Below are 24,823 nucleotides of genomic sequence, written 5' to 3' on the forward strand. Positions count from 1 at the left end.
TATACATACTAGGAATCTCTGCCGCGACTCATCAATTCGATGCGCCCGGGTCTCCTTCTTTTCCGCCGTTTTACGCGCAGGAAGGTAATATTTGCAGATAAACGGCCGAGTGCAAATATAACGGGAATGGCAATCAGATACAAAAGTACGGTAGAATTCAGGATCAAAGCGAAAACTCCTTTCCGCGTCTATTTTTAAAACATATGTTTATAAAACTATATGAACGGCAAGGACTAAATATGATGGAATGTCGAGCCTATTCACTTTATTTGTGTAACGTGCAATAATGGTTTCGTGAAATTGGAATTCTATCAATCGTGTTGCGGCAGTAAGCAGCATAAATAGAAAATTGCATGAAGAAGGCAGGGAATGACATGGAAAAACGCTTTGTATCAGCAACGATTGCTGCGCTTGCTTTATTGGCGTCGTTTGGTTTAACCGCTTGCGGGGCTGGAGGGAATACAAGCCAATCGCCATCTGCTTCGAATAACGCTTCACAGGGCACGGCACCTTCCACGAAAGCAGGCGGGAATGCCCAGGTGGCACATGTAACGGCTACAGATTTCAAATGGACGTTGGATAAAACGGATTTTAAAGTCAATCAGCCGATCGAGTTTGTTGTGACTGATAAAGAAGGCGTACATGGATTCAGCATTGACGGCACATCGGTCAATCAGCCGCTGGCGCCCGGTGATGCCAAGACAATAGCCTGGACGCCGACGAAACCGGGCACGTATACGATTCGCTGCAACATTTATTGCGGTTCCGGACATGATCAAATGTTTACGAAAATTCATGTGAAATAATCTCATAAAGTTCCACAAAGGTCAAAAAAGCAGCGAGTTCCTGTTTCTTCCTCGCCTATGTATTGATGGAATGAGAACGGGCCATAAAAACGATCCTATTCTCGAAGGCAGCATAAGGATCCATACTATAGTGCCATAGTTCAGATTCATCATGACATGTCTATATAGTTCTGGTATAATAGCCTAGGATTCTATAGATTGGTTGAACTTTCATGTATGAATGGAAAGAAAAGACGAAACTCTATAAATAATTTTCTTTCACGCCCTTAGGCAGGAGGAAACAGTGGATTATGACTTATGTATATACGTTTGTCCTGGCGTTTGCGATTGTGTATGCACTTGTTCCTTTTTTACGCAAAGTTGCTTTGAAACTTCAGTTTGTCGATTTGCCGAATCATCGGAAAATTCATAAAGCCCCGATCCCGCTGATGGGCGGAGTTGCGCTTTTCATTGGCTTTGTCGTTACGGCTCTGATCATTGGGGATGGGACGGGACGGCAATGGAGCCGTGAATTTTTAGGAATGTTTCTGGGTGGGAGCATCGTTTTTTTTACAGGGTTTGTCGATGATTTTTTCAAAACCCGCGGCATTGATTTTCCTGCATGGCCGAAGTTTATCATGCAGTTTGCCGCTGCGGGCGCGTTGATCTGGGTCGGCAATATCCGGATTGAAGGATTTAATGTTCCGTTTGGGTTGTATAGCCAGTCATACTATACATTGCAGCCGTGGCTGCAAATACTTGTCACCTGTATATGGGTTGTCGGGATTACCAATATGATGAATTTCCTCGATGGCGTGGACGGGCTGGCTGCCGGAATTTCATCGATTTCTTCGACAACGCTGTTTTTTATTGCCATTTTGAAGGGGCAAACGGATATGGCTGTATTGGCCATTACGTTGATCGGCGTTTCATTGGCGTTTCTGCGCCACAACTTTCACCCTGCCCGAATTTTTATGGGCGATTCGGGTGCCTTGTTTTTAGGGTTTATGCTTTCATCGATCGCCGTCGACGGTGCATTCAAGTCGGCAACTTTGATATCCGTCCTGGTTCCCGTATTGGCACTTGGCGTCCCGATTTTTGACTTCTTCTATGTGATGCTGAAGCGTGTCAAGGAACGAAAACCGCTGCATGTTGCCGATAAGGGACATACGTTTCATCAATTGATGCGTTCCGGCATGTCGCAGATTCAGACCGTGACTTTCCTGTATCTGTTGGGAATCTGTTTCTCCCTTGCATCCATCGTAGTTTTGCTGGCGAATCGATAAGGCGCGATACGATACCGCACGTTCAACGAAATTCCCCGTATTTACTTATAGTGCGTGTTCAAAAAGTGGTTAAGTAAGACACAAGGAGTGCGAAGCCGAAGCACGAAAAGGCGACGGAGTGTACGTGTTTGGTACATGAGTAAATCTCTTTGGGATTCGGCAAAGCAATCCGCCGTGGAGTTTTGACTACTTTTTGAACATCCTCTTATAGTACTTGTAAATGCTTTGCTTTTGAATGCTTTACTTGCAAATTATCGGCAAAGGGTTGAACAAAAACGTGTATACGTTGCTTGTTTGGCCCTTTTTGTAGTTTTTTCAATGTGCTCTTTGTTGCAACAAATCCCTGTGGTATAATTTTTCAATGGGTTTTGAATCGCGCGGAGGTGTGGAAAAGTGACAATATCAATTCAAGATGTGGAGCACGTAGCCAATTTGGCGCGTTTGACATTTACGGATGAGGAAAAAGAGCAATTTGCGGATACGCTTAGCAAAATTCTTCATTATGCGGATCAATTGCAAGAATTGGATGTAGCGGATGTAGAGCCAACCAGCCATGTGCTCCATATCACAAATGTGGTACGGAAAGATGAAGCAAGACCATGGCTTTCCAATGAAGAAGCGTTAGCCAATGCGCCAGAAGAAGAAGACGGACAGTTCCGTGTACCTGCAGTCATGGAGGGATAATATATACATGAGTCAGATCGATGCTTCGTTACGCAATATACATACAGCAATTGTCAGCAAAGAAGTGAAACCATCCGAACTGGTGGAAGATGTGCTGCAAAGAATTGAAAGTACAGAGCCGGACATCCATGCATTTTTGCAAGTTGCAGGGGAGCAGGCAAGAGAGCGTGCGCAACATTTGGATGCAAACATCGGTGATGCCGCAAAGCTTGGAATATTGTTCGGCATTCCGGCAGCCCTGAAAGATAACATGTGTACAAAAGGCGTACGCACAACAGCGGGCAGCAAAATATTGGGCAATTATATACCTCCGTATAATGCAGCAGTTGTGGACAAGCTTGCGCAATCCGGGACGGTTATCGTCGGAAAGCTCAATATGGATGAATTTGCGATGGGGTCGTCCAATGAGAATTCGGCTTTTTTCCCAACGCGGAATCCGTGGAATCCGGAATATGTGCCTGGAGGTTCCAGCGGCGGGTCGGCGGCTGCTGTTGCTGCCGGCGAAATCCCGTTTGCATTGGGTTCTGATACGGGCGGATCGATCCGCCAACCGGCAGCGTTTTGCGGTGTAGTCGGACTGAAGCCAACGTATGGTTTGGTCAGTCGCTTTGGACTCATTTCCTATGCTTCTTCATTGGATCAGATCGGTCCGATCACGCGGACGGTCGAAGATGCTGCAGTCGTGCTGCAAGCAATCGCCGGACATGACGACAGAGATTCAACTTCCGCCAATGTGGCAATACCCGTTTATTTGGACGTATTGACGGGAAATGTCAAAGGCCTGCGTGTGGCTGTGCCGAAAGAATATTTTGGTGAAGGAATGGATCCTGCCGTATCCGAGAAGGTGCGGGAAGCAATTCAACAGTTGGAAAAACTCGGAGCAACGGTTGATGAAGTATCGTTGCCCCATACGAAATATGCGGTGGCTGCTTATTACTTATTGGCGCCGGCAGAAGCGTCTTCCAACCTGGCGCGCTATGACGGTGTTCGTTATGGTGTGCGGGTGGACTCGGAGAATTTGATCGATATGTATAAACAGACGCGCAGCCAGGGGTTTGGCACGGAAGTCAAGCGGCGGATCATGTTAGGCACGTATGCGTTAAGCTCGGGCTACTACGATGCGTATTATTTGCGTGCACAAAAAACCCGTACACTCATCAAACGGGATTTTGAGCAGGTATTTGAAACATATGATGTGATTCTTGCGCCGACTGCACCGACGACGGCGTTTAAAATCGGCGAAAAAGTGAATGATCCATTGACGATGTATTTGAATGATATCTGTACGATTCCTGTAAATCTGGCGGGAATTCCAGCGATCAGCGTGCCGTGCGGAGTTGTCAATGGCTTGCCTGTAGGCTTGCAAATCATTGGCAAAGCGTTTGACGAAGCGACTGTTTTGCGTGTCGCTCATGCGTTTGAGCAAAATACGGATCATGTGAAGCGGCGTTCAAACATGGGGAAAGGGGAATAATTCATGGAATTCGAGACAGTCATCGGTTTAGAGGTGCATGTAGAGCTTGCGACAAAGTCCAAGATTTTCTGTAATTGTTCGACTGAATTTGGCGCTCCCCCGAATACCAATGTTTGTCCCATTTGCTTAGGACATCCGGGAGTTTTGCCTGTACTTAACGAACACGCGTTGGAATTGGCTGTGAAAGCGTCCATGGCTCTCAATTGCAACATATCCGAGATCAGCAAATTTGACCGAAAAAACTATTTTTATCCGGATTCACCGAAGGCGTATCAGATTTCCCAATACGATCAGCCGGTAGGATTGGGCGGTTATATTGAAATTGAAGTCAATGGCGAGACAAAGCGCATCGGCATTACACGCGTACATTTGGAAGAAGATGCGGGGAAATCTACACATACGATGGGCGGAACATTGGTAGATTTTAACCGGGTCGGAGTTCCATTAATCGAAATTGTATCGGAGCCGGATATTCGTACACCGGAAGAAGCGCGTTTATATCTGGAAAAATTAAAAGCGATTATGCAGTATTGTGAAATATCCGACTGCAAGATGGAAGAAGGATCTTTGCGCTGCGATGCGAATATTTCGCTGCGGCCTGTCGGGCAATTGAAGTTCGGGACAAAAGCGGAATTGAAAAATATGAATTCGTTCCGGAATGTACAGCGTGGCCTGGAGTATGAACAAGAGCGGCAACGGGATATCCTGTTATCAGGAGGGCAAGTCGTCCAGGAAACGAGACGCTGGGAGGAAGCTTCGGCTACTACAACCAGCATGCGCGGGAAAGAAGAGGCACATGATTATCGCTATTTCCCGGATCCGGATCTCGTAAAGCTCATGATTGATGAAGGGATGAAAGCGCGGATTCGGGAGATGATTCCTGAGTTGCCGACAGAACGAAAACAGCGCTTGATTCAGGAGTTTGGCCTGCCGGAATATGATGCAGACGTACTGACAGCTTCCAAAGAATTGGCGGATTTTTTTGATCGGACGGTAAAACTTGTGGCAGACCCGAAATTGGCGAGCAACTGGATTATGGGAGAATTGCTTGGCTTCCTCAATCAAAACAGTTTGGAACTGAAAGATTCGAAGATGTCAGCCGAACATTTGGGACAGATGATTGCACTGCTGGAAAACGGAACGATTTCCAGCAAGATTGCGAAAACAGTATTCAAAAGCATGATGGAAACAGGCCAGGATCCGGATACGATCATCCAGGAGCAAGGCCTGGTTCAAATCAGTGATGAAGGCGCATTGCTGCAAATCATCGATCAAGTGATTGCGAAAAATCCAAAATCAGTCGAAGATTTTAAAGCTGGGAAAGAAAAAGCGATCGGTGCATTGGTTGGTCAAGTCATGAAAGAGACAAAAGGAAAAGCGAATCCCCAGTTGGTCAATCAATTGCTGATTGGACGCTTGCAATAGATTCGTATACGAATCTCTCGACACCCCTGCAGCTTTTGCGGGGGTTGAGGCGTTAAAGCGGACAGGAAGGCAATAGGAAAGCGATAGAATCTTGATGTTTTAAGTATGATTGGGTTGGGAAGGATTTCCTTATGGAAAGAAAACGTGCGCGTATCATTTATAATCCATCGTCAGGGAAAGAGATTTTACGCAATCATTTGCCTGATATGCTCGACATATTGGAAAATGGCGGATTTGAAACGTCTTGTCACGCTACGAAGGGATCTGAGGATACGATGGAAGCCGCCCGGCAAGCATCTTTCCATCAGTTTGATCTGGTCGTCGCTGCTGGCGGGGACGGTACGATCAATGAAGTGATCAATGGCCTTTCCCGTTGTGAATATCGGCCGCCGTTGGGAATCATTCCGGCAGGAACGACGAATGATTTGGGACGGGCGCTTCGTTTGCCGCGTCATCCGATCGAAGCCTGCAAGGTGATTATTGAGCAAAATTATGTGCCGTTGGATGTAGGGAAAGTAACTGCTATTTCAGAAGAAATGGCGAATTCTGAATCGTATTTCATAAATATTGCAGCATGCGGCCGCTTGACTGAAATTTCCTATGAGGTTCCCAGCAAATTGAAAACCATTCTGGGCCAATTGGCATATTACATGAAAGGTTTTGAAAAATTGCCGCAAATCCGCCCCATTCACCTGGATCTCGACTCTCCGGAATATTCATTTTCCGGTAAAGTCATGCTGTGTTTGATCGCGAACAGCAGTTCGGTAGCCGGATTTCACCGTATTGCACCGGATGCCAAAATTGACGATGGAGTATTTGACGTATTGCTTGTCAAAACCATGAGCATACCCGAATTGATACGGTTAGCGACTTTGGCCTTGCGAGGAGAACATATTGCCAGCGACAGAATTGACTATTTTCATACAAATCATTTAGTGGTGAAAAGCGATGAACAAGTCGATTTAAATTTAGACGGCGAGTATGGCGGCGCACTTCCTCGGCAGTTCCAAGTTCTCAAGCATCATTTGCAAGTAGCAGTAAAAAACAACATTCAGGCAATTTCCGGTAATGAGTCCGATTCGGATGAGATGGTGGAGTATATGATTGAAGAATCGCTGCGGTAATGGAGGAATCGATATGGCCCAGTTTCAACCCCCTGTACAGGTTGGGGCGATCTATGAATTGGATATTGCCGGTCTTAGCCATGAAGGGGATGGAGTGGGGCGGTATCAGGGCTTTACGGTATTTGTCAAAGGCGCTCTGCCAAATGAACGGGTGCTTGCACGAATTACAGACGTACAAAAACGCTTTGCACATGCTACGATGGAAAATCTGATTGAACCTTCAAAGGATCGCATTCAACCGATTTGCGAGGTGTACGATCAATGCGGCGGTTGTCAACTGCAGCATCTGTCATACCAAGGACAGCTTGCATATAAAGAGCAGCATGTGAAAGATGTACTTCAGCGAATTGGTCATTTGGATCTGGATTCCATACGAATCCATCCGATCATTGGAATGAAGCAACCTTGGCGATACAGAAACAAAGCGCAAGCACCCGTGGCTCAGCAATCGGTATCGACTTCAAATGTCGAATACATTTCCCAGGAAATCGAAACGGGTAATAGTTTGTCTAAAATTAGAAATATTGCAGAAAAAAGCGAAACAATGTCGAAGCTGTCAAAGAGTGCAGAAGAAAGAGACATCCATTCCAATCAGAACGATGATGGTCTGGTTGCCGGTTTTTATGCCGCCAATTCCCATCAAGTGGTTGATATCGACAAATGCCATATCCAGCATCAGTCAAATGAAGAAATCATTCGCAGTGTCAAAGGTATTTTGCGTGAATTACAGATACCGGCGTATAACCGAAGCAAACGTACCGGCATCGTGCAACATATCATTGCCAAAGTTGCCTTTGCGACAGGCGACACCATGATTGTTTTGGTCACCAAGACGAAAGAATTGCCAAAACAAAAAGCGTTTATTGATTTGGTTCGGCAACGCATCCCGCATACCGTAAGCATCATGTTGAATTATCATCCGGAACATACGAGCAAAGTAATGGGGAAACAATCCTTTTGCATTTGGGGAAAAGAAGAAATATACGATCAGATCGGCGATATCCGTTTCGCAATCTCTGCCGATTCTTTTTATCAGGTCAATCCGGTTCAGACACAAGTACTCTACGGAAAAGCATTGGAATATGCAGAACTCACCGGTTCTGAGATCGTCATTGACGCATACTGTGGCGTTGGGACAATTTCTCTTTTCCTTGCCAAGTCTATCAAGCATGTGTATGGGATTGAAATTATTGATCAAGCGATACAGGATGCCAGGAAGAACGCAAAAATGAATCAGATAGAAAATACCACTTTTATTACAGGGAAAGCAGAAGTTGAAATCCCCAAGCTGTATCGTTCAGGAGTTGCAGCAGATGTGATCGTCGTGGATCCGCCCCGCAAAGGCTGCGATGAGAAGCTGCTGGCAACGATTGCGGAAATGAAGCCAAAACGGGTAGTCTACGTGTCCTGTGACCCAAGCACACTGGCGCGGGATCTGCGGTATTTGGAGGATCATGGGTACAAGACGATGGAAGTGCAGCCTGTCGATATGTTTCCGCATACGGCGCATGTGGAAGCTATATCGTCAATCGTATTGAAAAAATGAGGGTAGCGGGTGTAAGGACCAGGGCTGGGTTTTGGGGCTCTGGTTTTTTTGGTTTAAATCTTATCTTCACAGCCATAAAAGTATGATATGGTAGGATTTTCATTGATTAGCAGGCAAAAAACAGCGCTACTCTTTAGTATTGTTATTTTTGTAGGTCAAAGTGTTCTGGTGTAATTGTGAAATATAGGATTCAGCGGGGGAACTCTACCACAAGTAACGGCAAATTTTTTTGCTAGGGAAGCCGGAGAAGGCCTTGAAATGGCTTGGCTTGTTGAGGCTGTCCTTTGGTCATCATGCGATAAAACTCTGTTTTAAAGGCGATTGAGAGCTTTATAGCAAGATTAAATAAAATGCTGGACAGTGAAAAGTTTTTGTCGAAAAATTGTTGGATATAGGAATAGCTAAGGAGAGTCTTCAACATGACTTGGTCAGTTCTCCTTTTCGCCCTCCTTCGCACCGTACGTGATTCTTTCGAATCATACGGCGCTCCATCATGACCTTCTACATGAGACGATTCAACTTTTCTCTGAAGGATAGAATCTTTTTCCAGATCTTCTTGCCTAACGAGGCATAATCCTCTTGGCTATGAATCTGTCTGTGGCAATGTTCATGTACCGCGGCTAAATTGTTGACTCGATTGACGGAAGCCTGCGGGAGGTGAGGGTCAATATGGTGGATGTGTAGATTGAACGGTTGTAGTTCTTCGTCACAGACCCTGCATTTCCCTTTGTCCCGGTTATAAGCATAAGCTCGATTCAGGAAGTATTCGAAGTTGTATCTCTTGTCGGTCGCGCCTTTGCTGATGATTTTAGAAAAGTGCAGAGATAACAGCTCATCTGCCCGTGCCCGCAAGGGTGTCTTTCCTGTTCGTTCCCGATACAGCTTTCGACCTTCTATCGTGAAGGGGGATTCCTCCGGATTCTTGAGTTGCGTTTTCTTCCACTTACAAAATGCCAACGAAGTGATGCCGATATTCGCATGCTTGTACGTTACGGCTGGAATGCCCATTGTATAATCTGCGTGGACACTTGCGAGATTGTTCACTTCGTTGGCGGGAAGCCAAATGCCGCCGTATTTGTCCAATACCCTCTTTGCTTTCCATTTCAGGTTGTATGCATATTTGCTCAAGATGATGTTGACCCACGTGGTGCATTGATAATATTGGATGATTCCCCTGATCGTTGCGTTGACGACATTGATTTCATGGATGAGAGCTTCTTTGTTCTTGCAGCGTTTCAGGGTATTCAATTTCTGGTGGAGTTCCCTCGCTTTGCTTTTCAGCCGAGTTCGGTCGGGCATGGTTCGCGTCACATAGCCGGTTCGTGATTTGCCTTTGATCATCTTGCATTCACAGCCGAGGAAATGGATCGGCTTCTCTCGGACGTTGGTGATGACTGTCTTCTCTACCGATAATGCCAGTTTGAGATTCGATCGTAAGTAATTGCTGATTCGTTGTTTCCATTTCTCCGCATTCCGTTTGGTGTCGGTCGCGAGTATCCAGTCATCGGCGTAGCGAACGAGATAAGCAGGCTTGAGGCGGCTCCTTTTCTTGAGGGCTTCCTGCTGAGTGCTTGGCGTTGCATACGTCTGTTTGGTTTTCTTGTTTTCCCATTCCCGGGTCACCCACTGATCGAACGAGTGGAGATACACGTTGGCAAGTAGCGGTGAGATGATGCCCCCCTGTACCGTTCCCAGCGGGTTGATCTGAATTTCATCCATGATTCCCGTTTTGAGCATCGCTTTGATGATCATAAGCACTCGTTGATCGCGTATTCCCATGCCGTATAATTGTTTACACAGTTTGTTGTGGTTGACGCAATCGAAGAATTTGGAAATATCTCCTTCTACGATCCAGGGGTATCCCGTGACATAGAGGATTCGCGTCGTTCTTTCCAGTGCCATATGCGCATCCCGCATCGGGCGGAATCCGTAAGAATGCTTAAAGAATTGCGCTTCCATGATCGGTTCCAGAATGATTCTTACACATTCCTGTACGATGCGGTCGATGATGGCGGGCACGGTCAGTGCAAATTACACAATCATTCAGTCAGTCTTTGGGATTTCTAACAATTACCCACCCTTTCCACCCCCTTCACGATCAATCGTTTCAAATTTTAAAAGTGAAAGAAGTAAATGGAACCCGCATGTACTCCATTCATACCGATTCGGGTATTGTTTGTATCCCTGAATCCTGGACCGATCGTCACTTGCCTTCGATTCAGGCTATTTCCCGTGCTCCTAACTCCCCACTTTACCTAGGGACTCTAAAAGAATTAATTGATTTCATTAAGAGAAAGGATGATCTCCAAACTCGTAAGAATATTATGATTGACAACTTGTCCCATATGGAGGTATTTTCTTAATATGAATACTACTGATAAGAAATCAAGACCCTATCGTCAAGAATCGACTGAACAACTATTAACTCGTAGTCAACAAATAGTAGAGTCCTTATTTGATCCTAGCCAGATCCTTCGCGGTTCTCTTATCACACGCAACATCAAATGTGGTAAATCGGCCTGTCGCTGTTCCACCGGTGAAGGCCATCCTAGTTTCTACCTATCTACTATCCATCAGGGACGCACCCGACTCGATTATGTCCCGGCTTCCTGGGAGCCATGGGTACGTGAAAGATTAGACAATTATCATATCTTGCAGGAACTTATCGTAGAACTGACAGAAATCAACCTAGAGCTTTTACGCCGTCGTGAAAAAAGCGAGTTCCTGCAGAAATAATTCTGGAGGGGATTGTATGTCTAGTTCTGCTTTAGCTGCTTTAGTGGGTAACGACAGCAACAAGGTAGAAGAATTCGTTTCTGTGTTCGCGAATATGCTGAGCTCATTCATAGCGGCATGGCATGGGGAGGAGGAAATAGCAAATGAATCAGACGATATCGTCCATGAAAGTACATCCACAACACCTGGATCGGAAAGCACTGATCTACATTCGCCAGTCGACCTTAGCTCAAGTCCGATTTCACAGGGAGAGCACGGAGCGACAGTATGCCCTTCAGGAGAAGGCTCTGAGTCTGGGGTGGACACAGGATCAAATTCAACTGATCGACGAGGATTTAGGTTTATCCGGTGGGCAAGGTTCCAAAAGGCAAGGATTTCAACGACTTGTAGCCCAGGTCTCACTCGGGGAAGTAGGTGCGATTTTTGGTCTCGAAGTTTCTCGCCTGGCTCGTTCTTCCGCAGACTTATTGCGCCTACTCGAACTGTGCAGTATATTCGACACCATCGTAGTGGATGAAGACGGCATCTATGACTTGAGTGATTTCAATGATCGTCTCATTTTGGGTTTTAAGGGTACGATGAGTGAAGCAGAGTTACACTTTTTGCGCTCACGTCTCATTGGTGGGAAGAAGAATAAAGCCCATAAAGGAGAGCTGCGCTTTCCCTTACCCGTAGGCTATTGTCACGATGTGGACGGCAACACCGTGATTGACCCGGATGAGGAGGTACAGAATGCCGTGCGTCATATCTTTACTGCCTTTCGGGCAACAGGCAGTGCGTATGGTGTGGTTCAGTTTTTTTCGCAAAACCATCTTCGTTTTCCGAAAAGAGCATACGGTGGTGTTTGGGCAGGAAAGCTTATCTGGGGTACGTTAACCCACGGTCGTGTATTGGGGATACTCTATAACCCTGCTTATACGGGCGCTTATGTGTTTGGTCGCTACAAGGATCGAAAACAATTGGATGAGCAGGGCTTGTTTGTTCATCGCATCGTTCGTTTACCCAAAGACCAATGGGAGGTGCTTATTCACGACCATCATCCTGGGTATATTTCATGGTCAGAGTACGAAGAAAATCTCAAACAACTGCAGCAAAATCGAACAAACGCAGAAGTGAGTGGTCCAGCGAGGGAAGGGATTGCCCTACTTCAGGGAATCATCGTGTGCGGAAAGTGCGGTCGCCGCATGTCTGTTCGTTATACAGGAAATGGCGGGATCGCTCCACGGTATGAATGTAAAGCAAGATGGGAAAATGGCGATCGTGCCACTTGTTCTTCCCTTCGCTCTGAACCGGTAGATCAAGCCATTGCCGCCAGAGTTCTAGAGGCTGTACAACCTGCTCAACTTGAACTCGCCTTACGCTCATTCGACAAGGTTCTAAGCGAAGAAGATAAAGTGGAAACAAGTTGGAAACTTTCCTTGGAAAGAGCCCAGTATGAGGTGGATCGTGCACAACGCCAGTACGACCTTGCTGAACCGGAAAACCGATTAGTGACACGTGCCCTGGAAGCGAGGTGGAATGAAAAAATGGCGACACTCAACCAAATTCGTGAAGAATACGAGCATTACTGCTCAAGTCGTGCATGGCGACCGACAGAGCAAGATAAGCAAGATATTCTATCTTTAGCGGAAAACTTGCCACGTATTTGGCGTGCGACAACAACCGAGATAAAGGACCGTAAAAGAATCCTACGTCTATTAATCGAGGATGTCACTGTTTTTTGTGAGCCTGGTCAAGCGGATATTCGTTTAGGGATCCGCTGGCGCAATCAATGCCATGAGGTTGTTCACACGACCAAGCCCTTGCCGCATCACTTGGCGCGCAAGCATTCGATGGAGACGATTGATCGTATTCGAGAATTAGCCCGCGATATGACAGACACTCAAATTGCAGCACATTTCAACCAATCCGGATACCGAACTCCTGAAGGTAAGCCATTTACCACTGACTCTATTCAGTGGCTACGATATCGCTACCGCATTCCTGGGCCTTCAAAACAAAGCAATGAATGGACCGTAAAAGAAGTAGCTCTTCACTTTGGTGTAAGCACTCATGTGGTCTATTATTGGCTGAATAAAGGTTTATTAAAGGCAACCAAAATAGCACCGGGATGGCCATGGAAAATTAAACTTGATGAACACACTAAGAGGACTCTGTCGGATTGGATTTCTCATTCAGGCCATATTTCAAAACGTTCAAAAACATAAGATTTACATACCCTAATTCTTTTTTCACTACAAATCCAAAACATATTTGAGGAGTGTGCAGTATGAATAAACCGTCGGAATCCCCAGCGGGCGTTTCTCCGATTTTCCGGGTTTCGGGATATACTTCCTCCGAATGGGATGCGGTTCGTGTCTGGTTAGGCTGGCTTGTACCCGTGCAATGATCTCGGGGTAGTCCTTTTCCAGAATATGCTCGCGCATCGTTTCCCCGTCGCTGCCCGGTGTTTCGCTGCCTTTGTTGCTCTTGATGTTATGAATGGCGGTGAGAATGGTTATTTCCGATTTCATGTATTCCAGCAGTCCTTTGAACCGGGGTTTTCCTCCCCGATTCAGGGCGGCTTTGGTTTCGATATACAGGAAATCCAGCAGATTTCTCAGATCGATTTCGGATGATAGATTCTTGTGTTCAGATAAGTTAGATGGTTGAGCCAAAGCATCACCCCCCTTGTAGAGGATTTTACTTTGGGTTGAGTCAGGTATGCGCAGCGGCTTCCCTAACGGTTGAATGATTCATGTAAAAAAAAAACTTCAGTCATGACTATGCCCCTTCGCTCGGGGTCGTTTTCTCCTCCTTCGCATATCGCTATGCGTAGTGACTAACGGCGACCAGTCATCACTACTACGGGCTGATGTCCCCTGAATGCGGCAGCCATTTCCTTCTGCTTAGAAGCATTAGAGTTCTCTCTCCTTGACATCCTCTTTCAGGGTTCCGCTGTTTCCTGTATTCTAGTCTTGTAGGATTCCCTTAGGTCTCTCTTATAGCCCGCCAGCCGTCCTTTTATCCAGGGTTGGGGGATGCAGGACTTCTATCCTTTATGGGATAGAGATCGTGGTCGGCATTTTCTATTACCGTCCCGATGACTGAGCCCCTTATCAGGGGCGTGCAACTTCATTTTGTTGTCACTGGTTCTTTCGAGCCGTACACTCAGAGATTCGTCGGTGTCGATGGACACATTCTAACCATAGAATTCCATGACCCCCCGTCTACTTTACTTGCCATCTCAGGCTCGTGTTTCGCCGTCCTCAGCGAGCTCTCATACGGGACAAGAGAGAACTTGACCGCATGTCGCGGGGCTTAGGGTAGGAACGCCAACCTTCGTTCTAAGCAGGTACTTCCCCTGCCTATTTGAATACAGAATTCGATTGCCGGAGGCAATCGCTCGCTTTTATTGAGCGTTTCCGCTCAGGTTGTGGCGAGAACAGCGCGCACAGAAAAATAACCCAATCAGGCGATCTCATGATATCCTTAAGGTTTCCAAGCCAGAAAGGAGATCAGATCGCTGAAAGGGTTCCATTTGCTAGTTTACCCGATTTCGTAGCGATTGACCATACGATGTTAAAATTCATGAATGAAGTTTTATCTGCGTTCCGATCCTGTTTTTCACGAACGGCTACCTTTGAGTGGTTCATTATCATCATTGTCGGTCTGATGTTACGCACCGATCGTCTGGGGGTGACGACCCTAATCCGGGATCTCTCCTTGCATCCCCGTAGCTACGAGACCTTGATTCATTTCTTCCGTTCCTCTGCTTGGTCGCTGGAATCTCTTCGGTTGACGTGGCTTCAGGTGATTCGGCGTGTAGCGCCCCTGTTCTCCCTTAACGGAGCAGTGGTGCTTGTCGGTGACGGTATGAAGCAGGCCAAGGAAGCCCGCCGGATGCCGGGTGTCAAGAAACTCCATCAGGAATCCGAGAATTCTTCCAAGGCACAGTACATCTTCGGACATCTTTTTGGCGCTATCGGCATTCTCATGGGAACGCCGCAGAAGTGGTTTTGTCTGCCCTTGTTCATGAACCTGCAAGATGGCGTGAAAACTATGTTCGGCTGGAGCGGCTCCTCTGAACGGCAAGATTCCCATGTGGTGCAGATGATGGATCAGGGCTTTGCGGCTGCCAAGCCATTCGGGAAAGCCTTGCTTCTGCTGGATCGTTATTTTCTGTCTGTTCCTGCGCTGAAGCGCTTGAACGAGTGGAACGCGCCAGGAACAACTCGGATGCACATCATCACGAAAGCCAAGTCGAATACTGTGGCGTATGAGTATCCTTCCGCGACGAAGAAGAGACGAGGACGTCCACGAAAAAAGGGAGCGGAAGTGAAACGGAAGTCCCTGTTCCAAAGCCGTGCGGATGCGTTTCAAACGGCCCAAGTGGCGATTTACGGCAAGGATGAAGCGGTTCCGTACCTGTGTCTGGATTTACTGTGGGGACAGGGGCTGTACCAAAAGTTGCGTTTTGTCCTGGTTCAGCTTGGCGACCAGTTGTCCATCCTGGTGAGCACCGACCTGACGTTGGAAGCAACGGACATCATCCGCTTGTATGGGTACCGTTTCAAGATCGAATGTACCTTCCGTGAAATGAAGCAAGCCATCGGTGGATTCAGTTACCATTACTGTAGCAAGTCCATGTCGAAGCTCAAGCGCTACCTGAAGAAGGGAGAGATCCATCCACTGGAGCAAGTCACCAATGAAAAAGATCAAACGAACATTCGTCTGACCGTCAAGGCTATCGAAGGCTATGTGATGTGCAGTTGCATCGCGATGGGCTTGCTGCAACTGCTCGCAGTGAAGTATTCCCATCGGGTTCCCGCCCGTTTCTTTCGTTACTTGAGAACACCATCGTTTCTGAAGATACGGTTATGGTCTATTTGCGCAAATCTATTTTTCGCATGTTCGCTCACAACCCGCATGTATCCATATCGAAAATAATCCAGTCCAAGCAAATTCCGGCTGATTCCGATAGCGATTTGCTGGCTTTTTAAAGGTGTGAACTTTTCACTGTTCAGTGGATTACAAGCCAAAAAAAACAGTATCCAATATTATTGAATCTTTAAAGCCATTGGAAGAAAAGTTAGGTTATGAGAATTGCTCGTATTTATTTTGAATGGCTCCTCATTGGCAATTCCCTCGGTTCATCTTTATCCTTCACAATCTTTCTCAACATTTCTTCTTCCTTTGGTAGATCTTTTGGCTTACTTCCAGCTTTGAATCTTGAAACATCCATTTGATCCATTATATTCGGTATCTTAATTCCCCTTTTAGTTGGTTTATTTGTAGATTCGTGTGCCTTATATTTTCTTAGCCATACCCATAGAAGCCTTCGAAGTACACAACATCATTCACAATATAACGGCCTAAGAGAAACGATGCCGTCATGTATCTTTGCAAATGATGTTTATCGTCACTGATACAGAAAACACATAAGGTGTCCCACTCTCAGCTGGCAGGACACCTTATATCATCACAAGCAATAACAGGAAGATTTGACTCTCACTTTACTTGTGCAACTAACGCCATGATCCACCACAATACGCCCGCAAAAAGGATCATGAAGACTGACATCGACAAGGCATCCTTATGCCGAATATACCATTTCATGATAACCTCATCCTTTCGCGCTCTTCTTGAATGTCCTTCTCAGCCCAGCGCATGATGACGCTAAGCAATAGCACCACGACAATAAACACGATACTGTAGAGCCAAGTCAACGGTGAAAACATGTTGTTGAAGAAATCTCCCATAGCCCAAATTCCAATGACGGACAACAGCAAAAACAAGGTACTGGCAATTTTGGGATGATTCTTGAATCTAGGCATGGATGCCATGCCTCCCATCCATCGGTCGTTTCACATTCGAATCATCAAATCTTTGCTGATCCTCTTCCGAAACAGGGAAAGGCGGACGGCCATTTGGCTGCAAATCTTTCGGATCTACCGCATAAACCAGTTTATACAGCTTCAAATATTTTGGGATATCACGGAATCCCGGCACCAACGGGAACAAGACAACGAACACAAATGCTATCAACCCGTTCCAGAAAATAAACCCGGGTCCATTCGATCCTCCAGGCAACAATACGTGGGCAACAGCAGGAATAATGAGATACCAAGGCCCGACAAAGAACCCTCGTTCTTTGATCATCCCCCACTGGTCGTCTGTCAACCCGTTCTTGATCGCCGTGTTGAGCAGATACGGTTGGTCATACAGCCAAATGTTTGTATATTGATAAATATGTTCCGGACTTGTTCCTTGAAAGTACGTTTCCAGATATCCGTTTTGGGCCAATTGCAGAATTGATTGTGCGATTTCTGGTACGGGTCCAAAGTTTCCTTTCAAATGTGCGATTTTTGCCATTTGTGGGACAGGCGTTAATCCCATACTGTCTCCACCCATGCTGTTCATACCCATCGCTTTTTGAATTGCTTTGTCATAATTCATCGCCCATTGTTTTTGTTCAGACGGTTTGGCTTTCATATACTGATCGAGCGCTGCCTTTTGTTGACTATTAAGTGCCCACTTGGCGCTTTTCAGCGGATTAATGACCAAGCTGCTTACCGGATCGGACATTCCGTACTCATGCACATTTGTATACGATGCAGAAGTTCCGTCCAGCTCTTGTGCCACAGCCAAGATCGTTCCACCTGGCTGGTTCGTGGAGATTTTTTGAATCGTCGCCACCGGCCAGTCAGGACTACCTGCGGAAACACCTAATATTACGACTCCTAGAATCACTAGAATTCCAACAATCGGATAACGCCAGAAGCAGTGCGTCACAATACTAAACCTTGTTTGCCCATTTTTTTCTGACTCGCGTCTCATAGCTCTCACCCCTTATAGCGGACGGGCAATGCCTTGAAGTTTTACTAGCGCAACGTGCACACCAATTAATACGACGAGAACAAACGGTATCAATGCAACATGAATAATCAACGCAGATGTAAAATTCTCCGGTGAAATAAGTTTTAAAATTGGAACGGTAAACAGCATGTCGTCCGAGTGCATGGAGACGAATTGCGACTCCCAGTCACCTCGTGCCAACAGCCCAAACAAATTTTCTCCCAAGGACAAGAAAAATGTTACAAACCCGATCATGTAGTTGATCGAGCGTTTGCCCCGATAAGCACCTGTGATCCAAACGCGAATAATGTGCAGAAAGAGGAAGAAAAAGAATGCCTGTGCCGACCAATAATGTATGGATTTGACGATATATCCTGCATTTGAACCTGACCACCAAGTAGGACCGAAAAATGTGAGAATCAATCCTGTCAGTATCAAAAGCAAAAATGAGAAAAATGTAAGGCCACCCATACAGTACCAATAGGATTCGGCATATGACGGAGATACTTTCCCGAACATCCGGTTAAACGGCGGCAGATATGCAAAACTTTCTAAAAACGCTCGCCAAAATCCACGTTTTTCCTTTCGCTCTTTCCAATGAAAAGGTTCGCTCGTGTGGTGTTCAAAATACGCTTCATTTCGATTGGCTGACATCGTTCATCACCTCAACTCCGTGTGATCTTGATATTGCACCAATATTTTTGCGACGTCTAACACATATGTACCACCTCCGATAAAAATAGAATACCATTGTATGGTATATAATCGCATGACTCGTTCGGACTATATATAACTAATGGTATTTGATCGTTTTCCTCAGATGAAAAAAGGGAGTGGCAGACATTTGTGGACAAGGGGTTATTATATAAGTACAGTTGGAATTAATAAAGATGTGATCGATCCGAGAGTACATTCAAAAGCAAGAAGAAGCGGATATCACCGAAGATAAGGCAGTCAAACCGATAACCTCTTAACCCAACTTTCGATTTACCATTATTAAATTTGGGTAGAAAAAATTTTTTGAAGTAAAATTCTTTGATTTTCGCTTATTTTTGCCGTTTTATGATGCCCGATGTGCTTCGATTTGTAAATGTAGTGACCTAAATCTAGTTTCCAAGGAAATGATTTACATTGAAAATTCTGAGTAATGCGTTCATCCTATCTTTGATGGAGAGAAAATGTTGCTTATTGGAAATAAATTAACTTGTATTGATTAACAATGACTTGAATACTGTTTTATCAGATTTTTCCGGCATTTAAAAGGTTGTAGTGACCGACAAAATTTAAAAAATCCAGTCAGGTCAAGGATTCGCGCGATTAAGTGCGGAAAGTTGGGTTAGGTTTTGATGGATATAAAGTTCGTTCCATTCGTTCGATCGAACGATTTTGGATACTACTTTCGCTTACACATTTATATTGCACCATCGGTTTAGGGCAATCTTCAAAATTCGTCGATGGACTCAGAATTGTGCGAAAGCGAGTAAAAGTGGACTACGTCCAATGGATTTATGAATCTGCACAAAATCATGTATCGATCGAATCCGGTTTACAACAATTAAAACTGGCCTAGCAGCAATCCATACTGTTTACTTTATATATTTGTAAATATTTTGTTCATTTATAGTTCATATGTTGAATCTTCTGCACAAAACCTCATATTTTTCGACACAAGAAAAAAAGAAAACGAGATAACTTGATAGAATAGGTGATTTTTGCTATGAGCTTCTTAAAGAAAGAACAGCAACAAGATTCAACAGTGAAAACTTTGACAATTCGAATGAATTTATTGTTTTTTCTGTTGTTTTTGATGTTATCAGCTTTGGTTGTTCGTCTAAGCTTTATACAGCTTACGAAAGGAGAATCCTATCGGACACTTGCTGCCGAGAGCCATTTGGATCAGATGCCCATCCCGGCGCCACGGGGATTTATCTATGATAGAAACAAAACATTGCTTGTATCGGATACGCCTTCCTTTACTTTGATGTACAGCGGAACCTTTCATAAAACGGATCCGAAGTTTCAAACATTAGTAAACAAGATCCATCAGTTGATTCCGCAAATTTCAACAACGGAAATTGAAAAACGCATGACAGCAAATCCGTGGGTGAGTGTAAGTCACCGCATTGCCACAGGTCTTACTGATCAACAGGTATCCTTTATTCGGGAACACCAGGATCAATTTCCAGGCTGTAATATTATTATTGAGCCTGTCAGGAAGTATATATATGGAGATTTGGCAGGACATGTGATTGGCTATTTAAACTCTATACCGGCAAGCCAAGTGGGAAATTATAAGAAACTCGGCTATCAAGTGGATGATAAAGTGGGTCTTGCTGGCGTGGAAATGCAGTATGAATCGTATTTGCATTGACAAAACGGCAAATTGACAGTAGAAGTCGACAATCAGAATCACATCATCAAAAATTTAGGTTTAGATCCCCCGCCAACGAAAGGTGATGATCTGGTTCTCAACATTGATGCAGGTTTGCAACAAACGATGCAAGATGCAATAAGTACTCAGGTGTTGGCATTGCAAAAAATGGGGAAACCTGCAAAAAATGCGGCTGCGGTTGCGATGAATCTAAATACCGGCGAAGTATATGCCATGGCCAGCTATCCAAGCTTCAATCCCCAATGGTTTATTGATGGAATTGGTAAACACATTAACCAATGGCAGCAATCGCAAAACAACTGGACGATTCAAGGACTCTTCCCACCAGGATCAACCGAAAAACCGTTAACGGCAATGGCAGCTTTGCAAGACGGCGTCATTAACGCTTCCACCATCTTTTTTGATCCTGGATATTTTATGTGGGATGGGCAGCGATTTAACAACTGGTGGCTGTAAGGGAATGGAAAAGTAAATCTGACACGAGCGCTCACCCTTTCCAATGACACCTATTTTTATAATGTTGCTTACCAGTTTGCAAAAGGTATGGATGGACCGACTGCACATAAACACGTCATGGATCGATTACGTTATTACCAACAAGCATTCGGTCTCGGCGTTTCAAAGACGGGAACAGGTGTTGATCTTCCATACGAAGCTTCCGGTTTTATGTTTGATAATGGAAATCCTGGGGAGCTGCTATTTGCGGCGATTGGTCAGGAGGAAGAATTTACGCCAATTTCTCTTATGCAATACGTAAGTACGATCGCCAATGGCGGAAAACGGATAGAACCGCATATTGTAAAAGAAATCGTGGATCCGAATGGACATATTGTAAAAACATTCCCACCGAAAGTATTAAATACGGTGCCTGTTTCACAAGCAAACATCAAGCTCGTACAACAAGGGATGGAACAAGTGGTCGCTTCCACAGAAGGAACGGCACATTCGATATTCGTAGGTGCGAAATATACGGTTGCCGCCAAAACAGGTACAGCCGAAGTCGGAACAACACCAAACAATAATGATACCTCTGTCTTTATTGGTTATGCACCGGTCGATCATCCGCAGATTGCCATTGCTGTCGTCATTCCAAGCGGTGGAGAAAGCTGGACAGGAATCGGTCCAGTCTCTAGAAAAATTATGGATTATTATTTTGCGCACCCGATCAAATAAAAATATGGAATGTGTGATCAAATTGGCAGTCTTGATCAACACGAAAATACTCGCAATTTCCTCACAAGCATGTTGATGAGCAAAGCCAGCATCCTTAAGAGGATTTACGAGTATTTTCAATTTTTTCTAAAGCAATACTTTTTTAAGCATATCTTGTTTTAATGGAGTTTAAAAAACTCTTGGTACGGCGCCACGACTGCATCGTCCACATCTTTTGCCTGAACCCCAAACATGATACGCACTTCCGATGATCCCTGATTGTTCATTTCAATATTGATTTTTTCTTTTGCTAGCGCGGTGGTTTCACGGGCTGTTGTACCAACAGAATTCCGCATTCCTTCACCGACAATCATGACAGGTTCCAACTTGTGAACTTGCCGTTTCAACAATGTTGAATTGGAATTTTCAGCACCAAGATATAAATAATGGAAAATCTGATTCCAAATAAGTTGGGCATACTAAGAATACGATAGGAGGTTAAAAATTGATTACGTTAATCTATAGTGCAATTATCCCTACCATACTCTTGATGTTTTGGATTTATAGCCGAGACAAAATCAACCCAGAACCAAAACAAGATGTATTGCGTTTATATATCTTGGGAGCGATTATCGTATTTCCGGCAGGAATTATTGAACGGCATTTATTGATCAGCAAAGCGCTCAACCCCAATAACGATGGGCTTATCCCAATTTTAATCACAGCATTTTTTATTGCTGGAATGGTAGAAGAATTTTTAAAGGCCGGGATCTTCCAGCGTGGAATCTATCACCATAAAGAATTTGACGAACCAATTGACGGAATTGTGTACGGGGTTGCCATCGCATTAGGGTTCGCTATGGTGGAAAATGTCATGTATGTAACCAGCTATGGATTGTCTGTTGCTTTTTTGCGATCTGTTACAGCTATACCGGCTCATATGTTCTTTGGAATAACCATGGGATATTATTTCGCGCGTGCAAAATTTGGTTTAAGCTCGGTCTATCGAGCATACTTAATCCCGGCATTTTATCATGGGATTTATGATTCATTTGCTATGATTGATGGGTTTTTGGGAAATGTGGGTCTGACGATTTTCCTGATCTATTTGATCTTTTTAAGCACTCGGTATATTCAACAATTGCGCCACCAAGCTATCTTATATTAGGCGAAGACATACTGAATATATCCCCTTGATGATTGAACCAATCAAGGGTTATATTCAGTGATTGATTCTGCTGCTACTCGGTGGCGGTATGCTTTTTCCACTGACCTTGGTCAACGTCAAATTCAGCTCAGACGCTAAATCGGTTACATTGGTATATGATTCTGAGCATTCCTTAATATTCGGTATAGTTACTGATAGTACATAGTGATTAAATATTACATTTTAAATTGATTGACTAATTTTTGTAACGCATCTGCCATTGTAGATAAAGAGTCGGAAGATGTTGCAATTTCTTCCATCGTAGCCAATTGTTCCTCTGTAGAGGCTGATATGGTTTGTGCCATTGAAGAAGTTACTTCGGACATTTTCTCAATATGCTCCATCGCTAGTACGATTCCTTCTGTTCCTACCGACATTTCTTTTGTCGCAGCAGTGACTTCTTGAATTTGCGTGGATACTTCATCTATGGATTTCCGAATTTTTTCAAATGAAACTTTTGCTAAATTCACTACATCTATTCCATGCTCGACTTCTTTTGTTCCCGCATCCATTGCTTGAACAGCCTTATTGATTCCGTCTTGAATACTGGCGATATAATTTGTAATTTGTTTCGCCGAATTCGAGGATTCTTCTGCAAGTTTGTGAACTTCGTCGGCCACAACGGCGAATCCTCGTCCATGTTCACCAGCTCTGGCAGCCTCAATTGCCGCATTTAAAGCGAGCAAATTTGTCTGATTTGCAATCCCGGAAATAACTTCTACGATTTTTCCGATACTTTGTGCATGTTTTCCTAGTTCTTGTATTGAATCAGCAGCCTCTAATACAGTTTTGTTGATAAAATGCATTTGATCGATAGTATTATGAATCGCTTGATTACCTTGTATCGATGCTTCGGATGCTTTTACAGAGGATTCAGAAACAAATTGTGCGTTGGCGGTAATTGACTGAAAACTAGAAGCCATTTCATGAATCGTGTGTGATGCCTTTTCTATATCCATAGACTGCTGTTGGGTTCCAATTGTAACTTCTTGAACAGAAGCTGCAATCTGTTCAGTCGCCCGACTTGTTTGTTCGGTACGATCCATTAACTCTTGTGAAGAAGCAGCAACTTGTGTAGAACTGACTTCCACTTGTTGGATTACGTCACGAAGATTACGAATCAACCGATTAAAAGAATTCGCAAGATTACCGATTTCATCGCGATTTTTGATGGTAATTTCATTTATGGTCAAGTTTCCGGAAGCAAGTTGTTCAATAGATGACGTTAGAGCCTTGATAGGTTTTGAAACCATCCGTGTAATAAAATACCCGAGAAATACAGCAAATCCTAGAGCGACAAGACTCGAAATGATCGTAATTAAAATGATTCTATTGACCATTAACTTCGTTAATTGTATGTCTTCATCTGCATGTTTTTGGGCTAGTGTTTGAACTGAATTCGCTTTCGAGATCATTTGACGGTCAATTGGGTCGATTTCTTTGATGAAATAATGTGTGGCTTGGCTTTTATCATTTTTGTATAACAATAAAAGTTTATCCATTTTAGTCATGTTTTCTTGATTCAGTTTTTTGATTTGGGTCAGAGCATCAATTTGTTCAAGAGAACCGTTTGCATTTTCTAATTGAATGGTTTTGATAGTTTGATCGACTATTTTGTTTATGGCTTTATGCGCCTGATCGTAGTTAATTAAGTCAGTTTCATTTGAATTTAATAAATAACTTTGTAAACTATTTGATTGTTCTTCAGTTTTTTCCATAATATCTTTGGCGTATTCACGAACTTGAATTTTTCCATTTAAGAGAAAAGAATAATCTTGTTCAATGGTTTTTGTTGAATACATCGATAATCCACCAATTATACCAAGAGTCAATGCTATACATAGGAATCCGAACGTTAATTTTTTCCCAATACTTAACTGCATTTTGACACTTCCTTTATAAATAGTAGGGATAAAGTTGAGACATATAAACTATTATCTTTTTTGAATTTTTCTATCTTCTGTTTCATAATAATGGATACTTATGAAAAACTTATGTAGAACCAAAATTTTTACGTTTCCTATGGATTACCTAACCGAGTATCAAAGTATCATCCAGTTCATTTGCTCGATCTCGGGTTCGACAGTCAAGAGTGAAGGGTTTGAAAAATTTAAAGAATTGCAAGAGGAAAAGGGCCTGTTCATTTGAGACAGCCCCATTTTCCTAGAAAAATAT

The 24,823-nt window shown here is 44.2% G+C and carries 20 protein-coding genes and 3 pseudogenes; 15 read left to right on the forward strand and 8 right to left on the reverse strand.

Going from position 1 to position 24,823, the window contains the following annotated elements; genetic code table 11:
* Nucleotides 1–8 precede the first annotated feature (8 nt).
* Nucleotides 9–167: a hypothetical protein gene (locus tag LSG31_RS08825; protein ID WP_347438932.1), complete on the reverse strand. Its 159-nt coding sequence runs from the start codon at nucleotides 165–167 to the stop codon at nucleotides 9–11.
* 207 nt (nucleotides 168–374) lie between these two features.
* Here LSG31_RS08825 and LSG31_RS08830 point away from each other — a divergent pair, with 207 nt between their 5' ends.
* The 7 genes from LSG31_RS08830 (at nucleotide 375) to rlmD (ending at nucleotide 8,324) form a co-directional block, all read left to right on the forward strand.
* Nucleotides 375–806: a cupredoxin domain-containing protein gene (locus LSG31_RS08830; protein ID WP_347438933.1), complete on the forward strand. Its 432-nt coding sequence runs from the start codon at nucleotides 375–377 to the stop codon at nucleotides 804–806.
* Nucleotides 807–1,096: 290 nt separating this feature from the next.
* Nucleotides 1,097–2,071, forward strand: a complete 975-nt coding sequence (locus tag LSG31_RS08835; RefSeq protein ID WP_347438934.1) for an MraY family glycosyltransferase — start codon at nucleotides 1,097–1,099, stop codon at nucleotides 2,069–2,071.
* A 393-nt stretch (nucleotides 2,072–2,464) separates the two neighbouring features.
* Complete coding sequence (gatC, locus tag LSG31_RS08840) at nucleotides 2,465–2,755, forward strand: Asp-tRNA(Asn)/Glu-tRNA(Gln) amidotransferase subunit GatC (protein WP_347438935.1); 291 nt, start codon at nucleotides 2,465–2,467, stop codon at nucleotides 2,753–2,755.
* A gap of 7 nt (nucleotides 2,756–2,762) precedes the next feature.
* Nucleotides 2,763–4,229 (forward strand): Asp-tRNA(Asn)/Glu-tRNA(Gln) amidotransferase subunit GatA, encoded by a 1,467-nt coding sequence (gene gatA / locus LSG31_RS08845; RefSeq protein WP_347438936.1) that lies wholly within the window; start codon nucleotides 2,763–2,765, stop codon nucleotides 4,227–4,229.
* A gap of 3 nt (nucleotides 4,230–4,232) precedes the next feature.
* On the forward strand, nucleotides 4,233–5,654 hold the full coding sequence (gene gatB, locus LSG31_RS08850; protein ID WP_347438937.1) for an Asp-tRNA(Asn)/Glu-tRNA(Gln) amidotransferase subunit GatB: 1,422 nt from the start codon (nucleotides 4,233–4,235) through the stop codon (nucleotides 5,652–5,654).
* A gap of 131 nt (nucleotides 5,655–5,785) precedes the next feature.
* The gene (locus tag LSG31_RS08855; RefSeq protein ID WP_347438938.1) at nucleotides 5,786–6,778 is read left to right on the forward strand and encodes a diacylglycerol kinase; all 993 of its coding nucleotides are present in this window, start codon (nucleotides 5,786–5,788) and stop codon (nucleotides 6,776–6,778) included.
* A 13-nt stretch (nucleotides 6,779–6,791) separates the two neighbouring features.
* Nucleotides 6,792–8,324 (forward strand): 23S rRNA (uracil(1939)-C(5))-methyltransferase RlmD, encoded by a 1,533-nt coding sequence (rlmD, locus tag LSG31_RS08860; protein ID WP_347438939.1) that lies wholly within the window; start codon nucleotides 6,792–6,794, stop codon nucleotides 8,322–8,324.
* Nucleotides 8,325–8,825: 501 nt separating this feature from the next.
* Here rlmD and LSG31_RS08865 read toward each other — a convergent pair.
* A complete protein-coding gene (locus tag LSG31_RS08865) occupies nucleotides 8,826–10,343 on the reverse strand; it encodes a group II intron reverse transcriptase (RefSeq protein WP_347437909.1) in 1,518 nt (505 codons plus the stop codon).
* 5 nt (nucleotides 10,344–10,348) lie between these two features.
* Here LSG31_RS08865 and LSG31_RS23310 point away from each other — a divergent pair, with 5 nt between their 5' ends.
* The 3 genes from LSG31_RS23310 to LSG31_RS08875 all read left to right on the forward strand — a co-directional run bounded on the left by LSG31_RS23310 (nucleotide 10,349) and on the right by LSG31_RS08875 (nucleotide 13,267).
* Nucleotides 10,349–10,687 (forward strand): DUF5372 family protein, encoded by a 339-nt coding sequence (locus tag LSG31_RS23310; RefSeq protein WP_430734209.1) that lies wholly within the window; start codon nucleotides 10,349–10,351, stop codon nucleotides 10,685–10,687.
* Nucleotide 10,688: 1 nt separating this feature from the next.
* Nucleotides 10,689–11,060, forward strand: a complete 372-nt coding sequence (locus LSG31_RS08870; RefSeq protein WP_347436541.1) for a DUF6788 family protein — start codon at nucleotides 10,689–10,691, stop codon at nucleotides 11,058–11,060.
* 143 nt (nucleotides 11,061–11,203) lie between these two features.
* Nucleotides 11,204–13,267 carry a recombinase family protein gene (locus LSG31_RS08875; RefSeq protein WP_347436540.1) on the forward strand — a complete coding sequence of 688 codons (2,064 nt, stop codon included), beginning with the start codon at nucleotides 11,204–11,206 and terminating at the stop codon, nucleotides 13,265–13,267.
* A 27-nt stretch (nucleotides 13,268–13,294) separates the two neighbouring features.
* Here LSG31_RS08875 and LSG31_RS08880 read toward each other — a convergent pair whose 3' ends face one another.
* Nucleotides 13,295–13,717 carry a hypothetical protein gene (locus LSG31_RS08880; RefSeq protein ID WP_347437910.1) on the reverse strand — a complete coding sequence of 141 codons (423 nt, stop codon included), beginning with the start codon at nucleotides 13,715–13,717 and terminating at the stop codon, nucleotides 13,295–13,297.
* 913 nt (nucleotides 13,718–14,630) lie between these two features.
* Here LSG31_RS08880 and LSG31_RS08885 point away from each other — a divergent pair.
* Nucleotides 14,631–15,989, forward strand: coding sequence for a transposase (locus LSG31_RS08885; RefSeq protein ID WP_347438940.1), 1,359 nt, complete (start codon nucleotides 14,631–14,633; stop codon nucleotides 15,987–15,989).
* Nucleotides 15,990–16,654: 665 nt separating this feature from the next.
* Here LSG31_RS08885 and LSG31_RS08890 read toward each other — a convergent pair.
* The 3 genes from LSG31_RS08890 to LSG31_RS08900 are packed head-to-tail and all read right to left on the reverse strand — an operon-like array spanning nucleotide 16,655 to nucleotide 18,551.
* Nucleotides 16,655–16,876, reverse strand: a complete 222-nt coding sequence (locus tag LSG31_RS08890; RefSeq protein WP_347438941.1) for a hypothetical protein — start codon at nucleotides 16,874–16,876, stop codon at nucleotides 16,655–16,657.
* Nucleotides 16,869–17,879 (reverse strand): hypothetical protein, encoded by a 1,011-nt coding sequence (locus tag LSG31_RS08895; protein ID WP_347438942.1) that lies wholly within the window; start codon nucleotides 17,877–17,879, stop codon nucleotides 16,869–16,871. The genes LSG31_RS08890 and LSG31_RS08895 overlap by 8 nt, the downstream gene beginning before the upstream one ends.
* Nucleotides 17,880–17,891: 12 nt before the next feature.
* Nucleotides 17,892–18,551, reverse strand: coding sequence for a cytochrome b N-terminal domain-containing protein (locus tag LSG31_RS08900; protein WP_347438943.1), 660 nt, complete (start codon nucleotides 18,549–18,551; stop codon nucleotides 17,892–17,894).
* A 673-nt stretch (nucleotides 18,552–19,224) separates the two neighbouring features.
* Between LSG31_RS08900 and LSG31_RS08905 the strand changes: the two are divergent.
* From LSG31_RS08905 to LSG31_RS08915, 3 genes and pseudogenes are all read left to right on the forward strand, one after another.
* Nucleotides 19,225–19,467: pseudogene (locus LSG31_RS08905) on the forward strand (IS701 family transposase); the annotation flags it as partial.
* Between the two features lie 147 nt (nucleotides 19,468–19,614).
* Nucleotides 19,615–20,268: a hypothetical protein gene (locus LSG31_RS08910; protein ID WP_347438944.1), complete on the forward strand. Its 654-nt coding sequence runs from the start codon at nucleotides 19,615–19,617 to the stop codon at nucleotides 20,266–20,268.
* Nucleotides 20,269–20,472: 204 nt separating this feature from the next.
* Nucleotides 20,473–21,462 (forward strand): annotated as a pseudogene (locus tag LSG31_RS08915) (peptidoglycan D,D-transpeptidase FtsI family protein).
* A 158-nt stretch (nucleotides 21,463–21,620) separates the two neighbouring features.
* Here the strand turns inward: LSG31_RS08915 and LSG31_RS08920 are convergent.
* Nucleotides 21,621–21,833, reverse strand: a pseudogene (locus LSG31_RS08920) (ACT domain-containing protein); the annotation flags it as partial.
* Between the two features lie 113 nt (nucleotides 21,834–21,946).
* Here LSG31_RS08920 and LSG31_RS08925 point away from each other — a divergent pair.
* Entirely contained in the window at nucleotides 21,947–22,609 is a 663-nt protein-coding gene (locus LSG31_RS08925; RefSeq protein WP_347438945.1) for a PrsW family glutamic-type intramembrane protease, read from the forward strand.
* Nucleotides 22,610–22,824: 215 nt separating this feature from the next.
* Here LSG31_RS08925 and LSG31_RS08930 read toward each other — a convergent pair whose 3' ends face one another.
* A complete protein-coding gene (locus LSG31_RS08930; protein ID WP_347438946.1) occupies nucleotides 22,825–24,531 on the reverse strand; it encodes a methyl-accepting chemotaxis protein in 1,707 nt (568 codons plus the stop codon).
* Nucleotides 24,532–24,823: the final 292 nt, after the last annotated feature.

This window comes from Fodinisporobacter ferrooxydans, assembly GCF_022818495.1.
Taxonomy (GTDB): domain Bacteria; phylum Bacillota; class Bacilli; order Tumebacillales; family MYW30-H2; genus Fodinisporobacter; species Fodinisporobacter ferrooxydans.

Excerpts from the sequence above, each read along its gene's own strand:
- LSG31_RS08830 (WP_347438933.1), top strand. The coding sequence starts at position 375 with ATGGAAAAACGCTTTGTATCAGCAACGATTGCTGCGCTTGCTTTATTG.
- LSG31_RS08835 (WP_347438934.1), top strand. The coding sequence starts at position 1,097 with ATGACTTATGTATATACGTTTGTCCTGGCGTTTGCGATTGTGTATGCA.
- gatA (WP_347438936.1), top strand. The coding sequence starts at position 2,763 with ATGAGTCAGATCGATGCTTCGTTACGCAATATACATACAGCAATTGTC.
- gatB (WP_347438937.1), top strand. The coding sequence starts at position 4,233 with ATGGAATTCGAGACAGTCATCGGTTTAGAGGTGCATGTAGAGCTTGCG.
- LSG31_RS08855 (WP_347438938.1), top strand. The coding sequence starts at position 5,786 with ATGGAAAGAAAACGTGCGCGTATCATTTATAATCCATCGTCAGGGAAA.
- rlmD (WP_347438939.1), top strand. The coding sequence starts at position 6,792 with ATGGCCCAGTTTCAACCCCCTGTACAGGTTGGGGCGATCTATGAATTG.
- LSG31_RS08870 (WP_347436541.1), top strand. The coding sequence starts at position 10,689 with ATGAATACTACTGATAAGAAATCAAGACCCTATCGTCAAGAATCGACT.
- LSG31_RS08875 (WP_347436540.1), top strand. The coding sequence starts at position 11,204 with ATGAATCAGACGATATCGTCCATGAAAGTACATCCACAACACCTGGAT.
- LSG31_RS08885 (WP_347438940.1), top strand. The coding sequence starts at position 14,631 with ATGAATGAAGTTTTATCTGCGTTCCGATCCTGTTTTTCACGAACGGCT.
- LSG31_RS08890 (WP_347438941.1), bottom strand. The coding sequence starts at position 16,876 with ATGCCTAGATTCAAGAATCATCCCAAAATTGCCAGTACCTTGTTTTTG.
- LSG31_RS08895 (WP_347438942.1), bottom strand. The coding sequence starts at position 17,879 with ATGAGACGCGAGTCAGAAAAAAATGGGCAAACAAGGTTTAGTATTGTG.
- LSG31_RS08900 (WP_347438943.1), bottom strand. The coding sequence starts at position 18,551 with ATGTCAGCCAATCGAAATGAAGCGTATTTTGAACACCACACGAGCGAA.
- LSG31_RS08910 (WP_347438944.1), top strand. The coding sequence starts at position 19,615 with ATGAGCTTCTTAAAGAAAGAACAGCAACAAGATTCAACAGTGAAAACT.
- LSG31_RS08930 (WP_347438946.1), bottom strand. The coding sequence starts at position 24,531 with ATGCAGTTAAGTATTGGGAAAAAATTAACGTTCGGATTCCTATGTATA.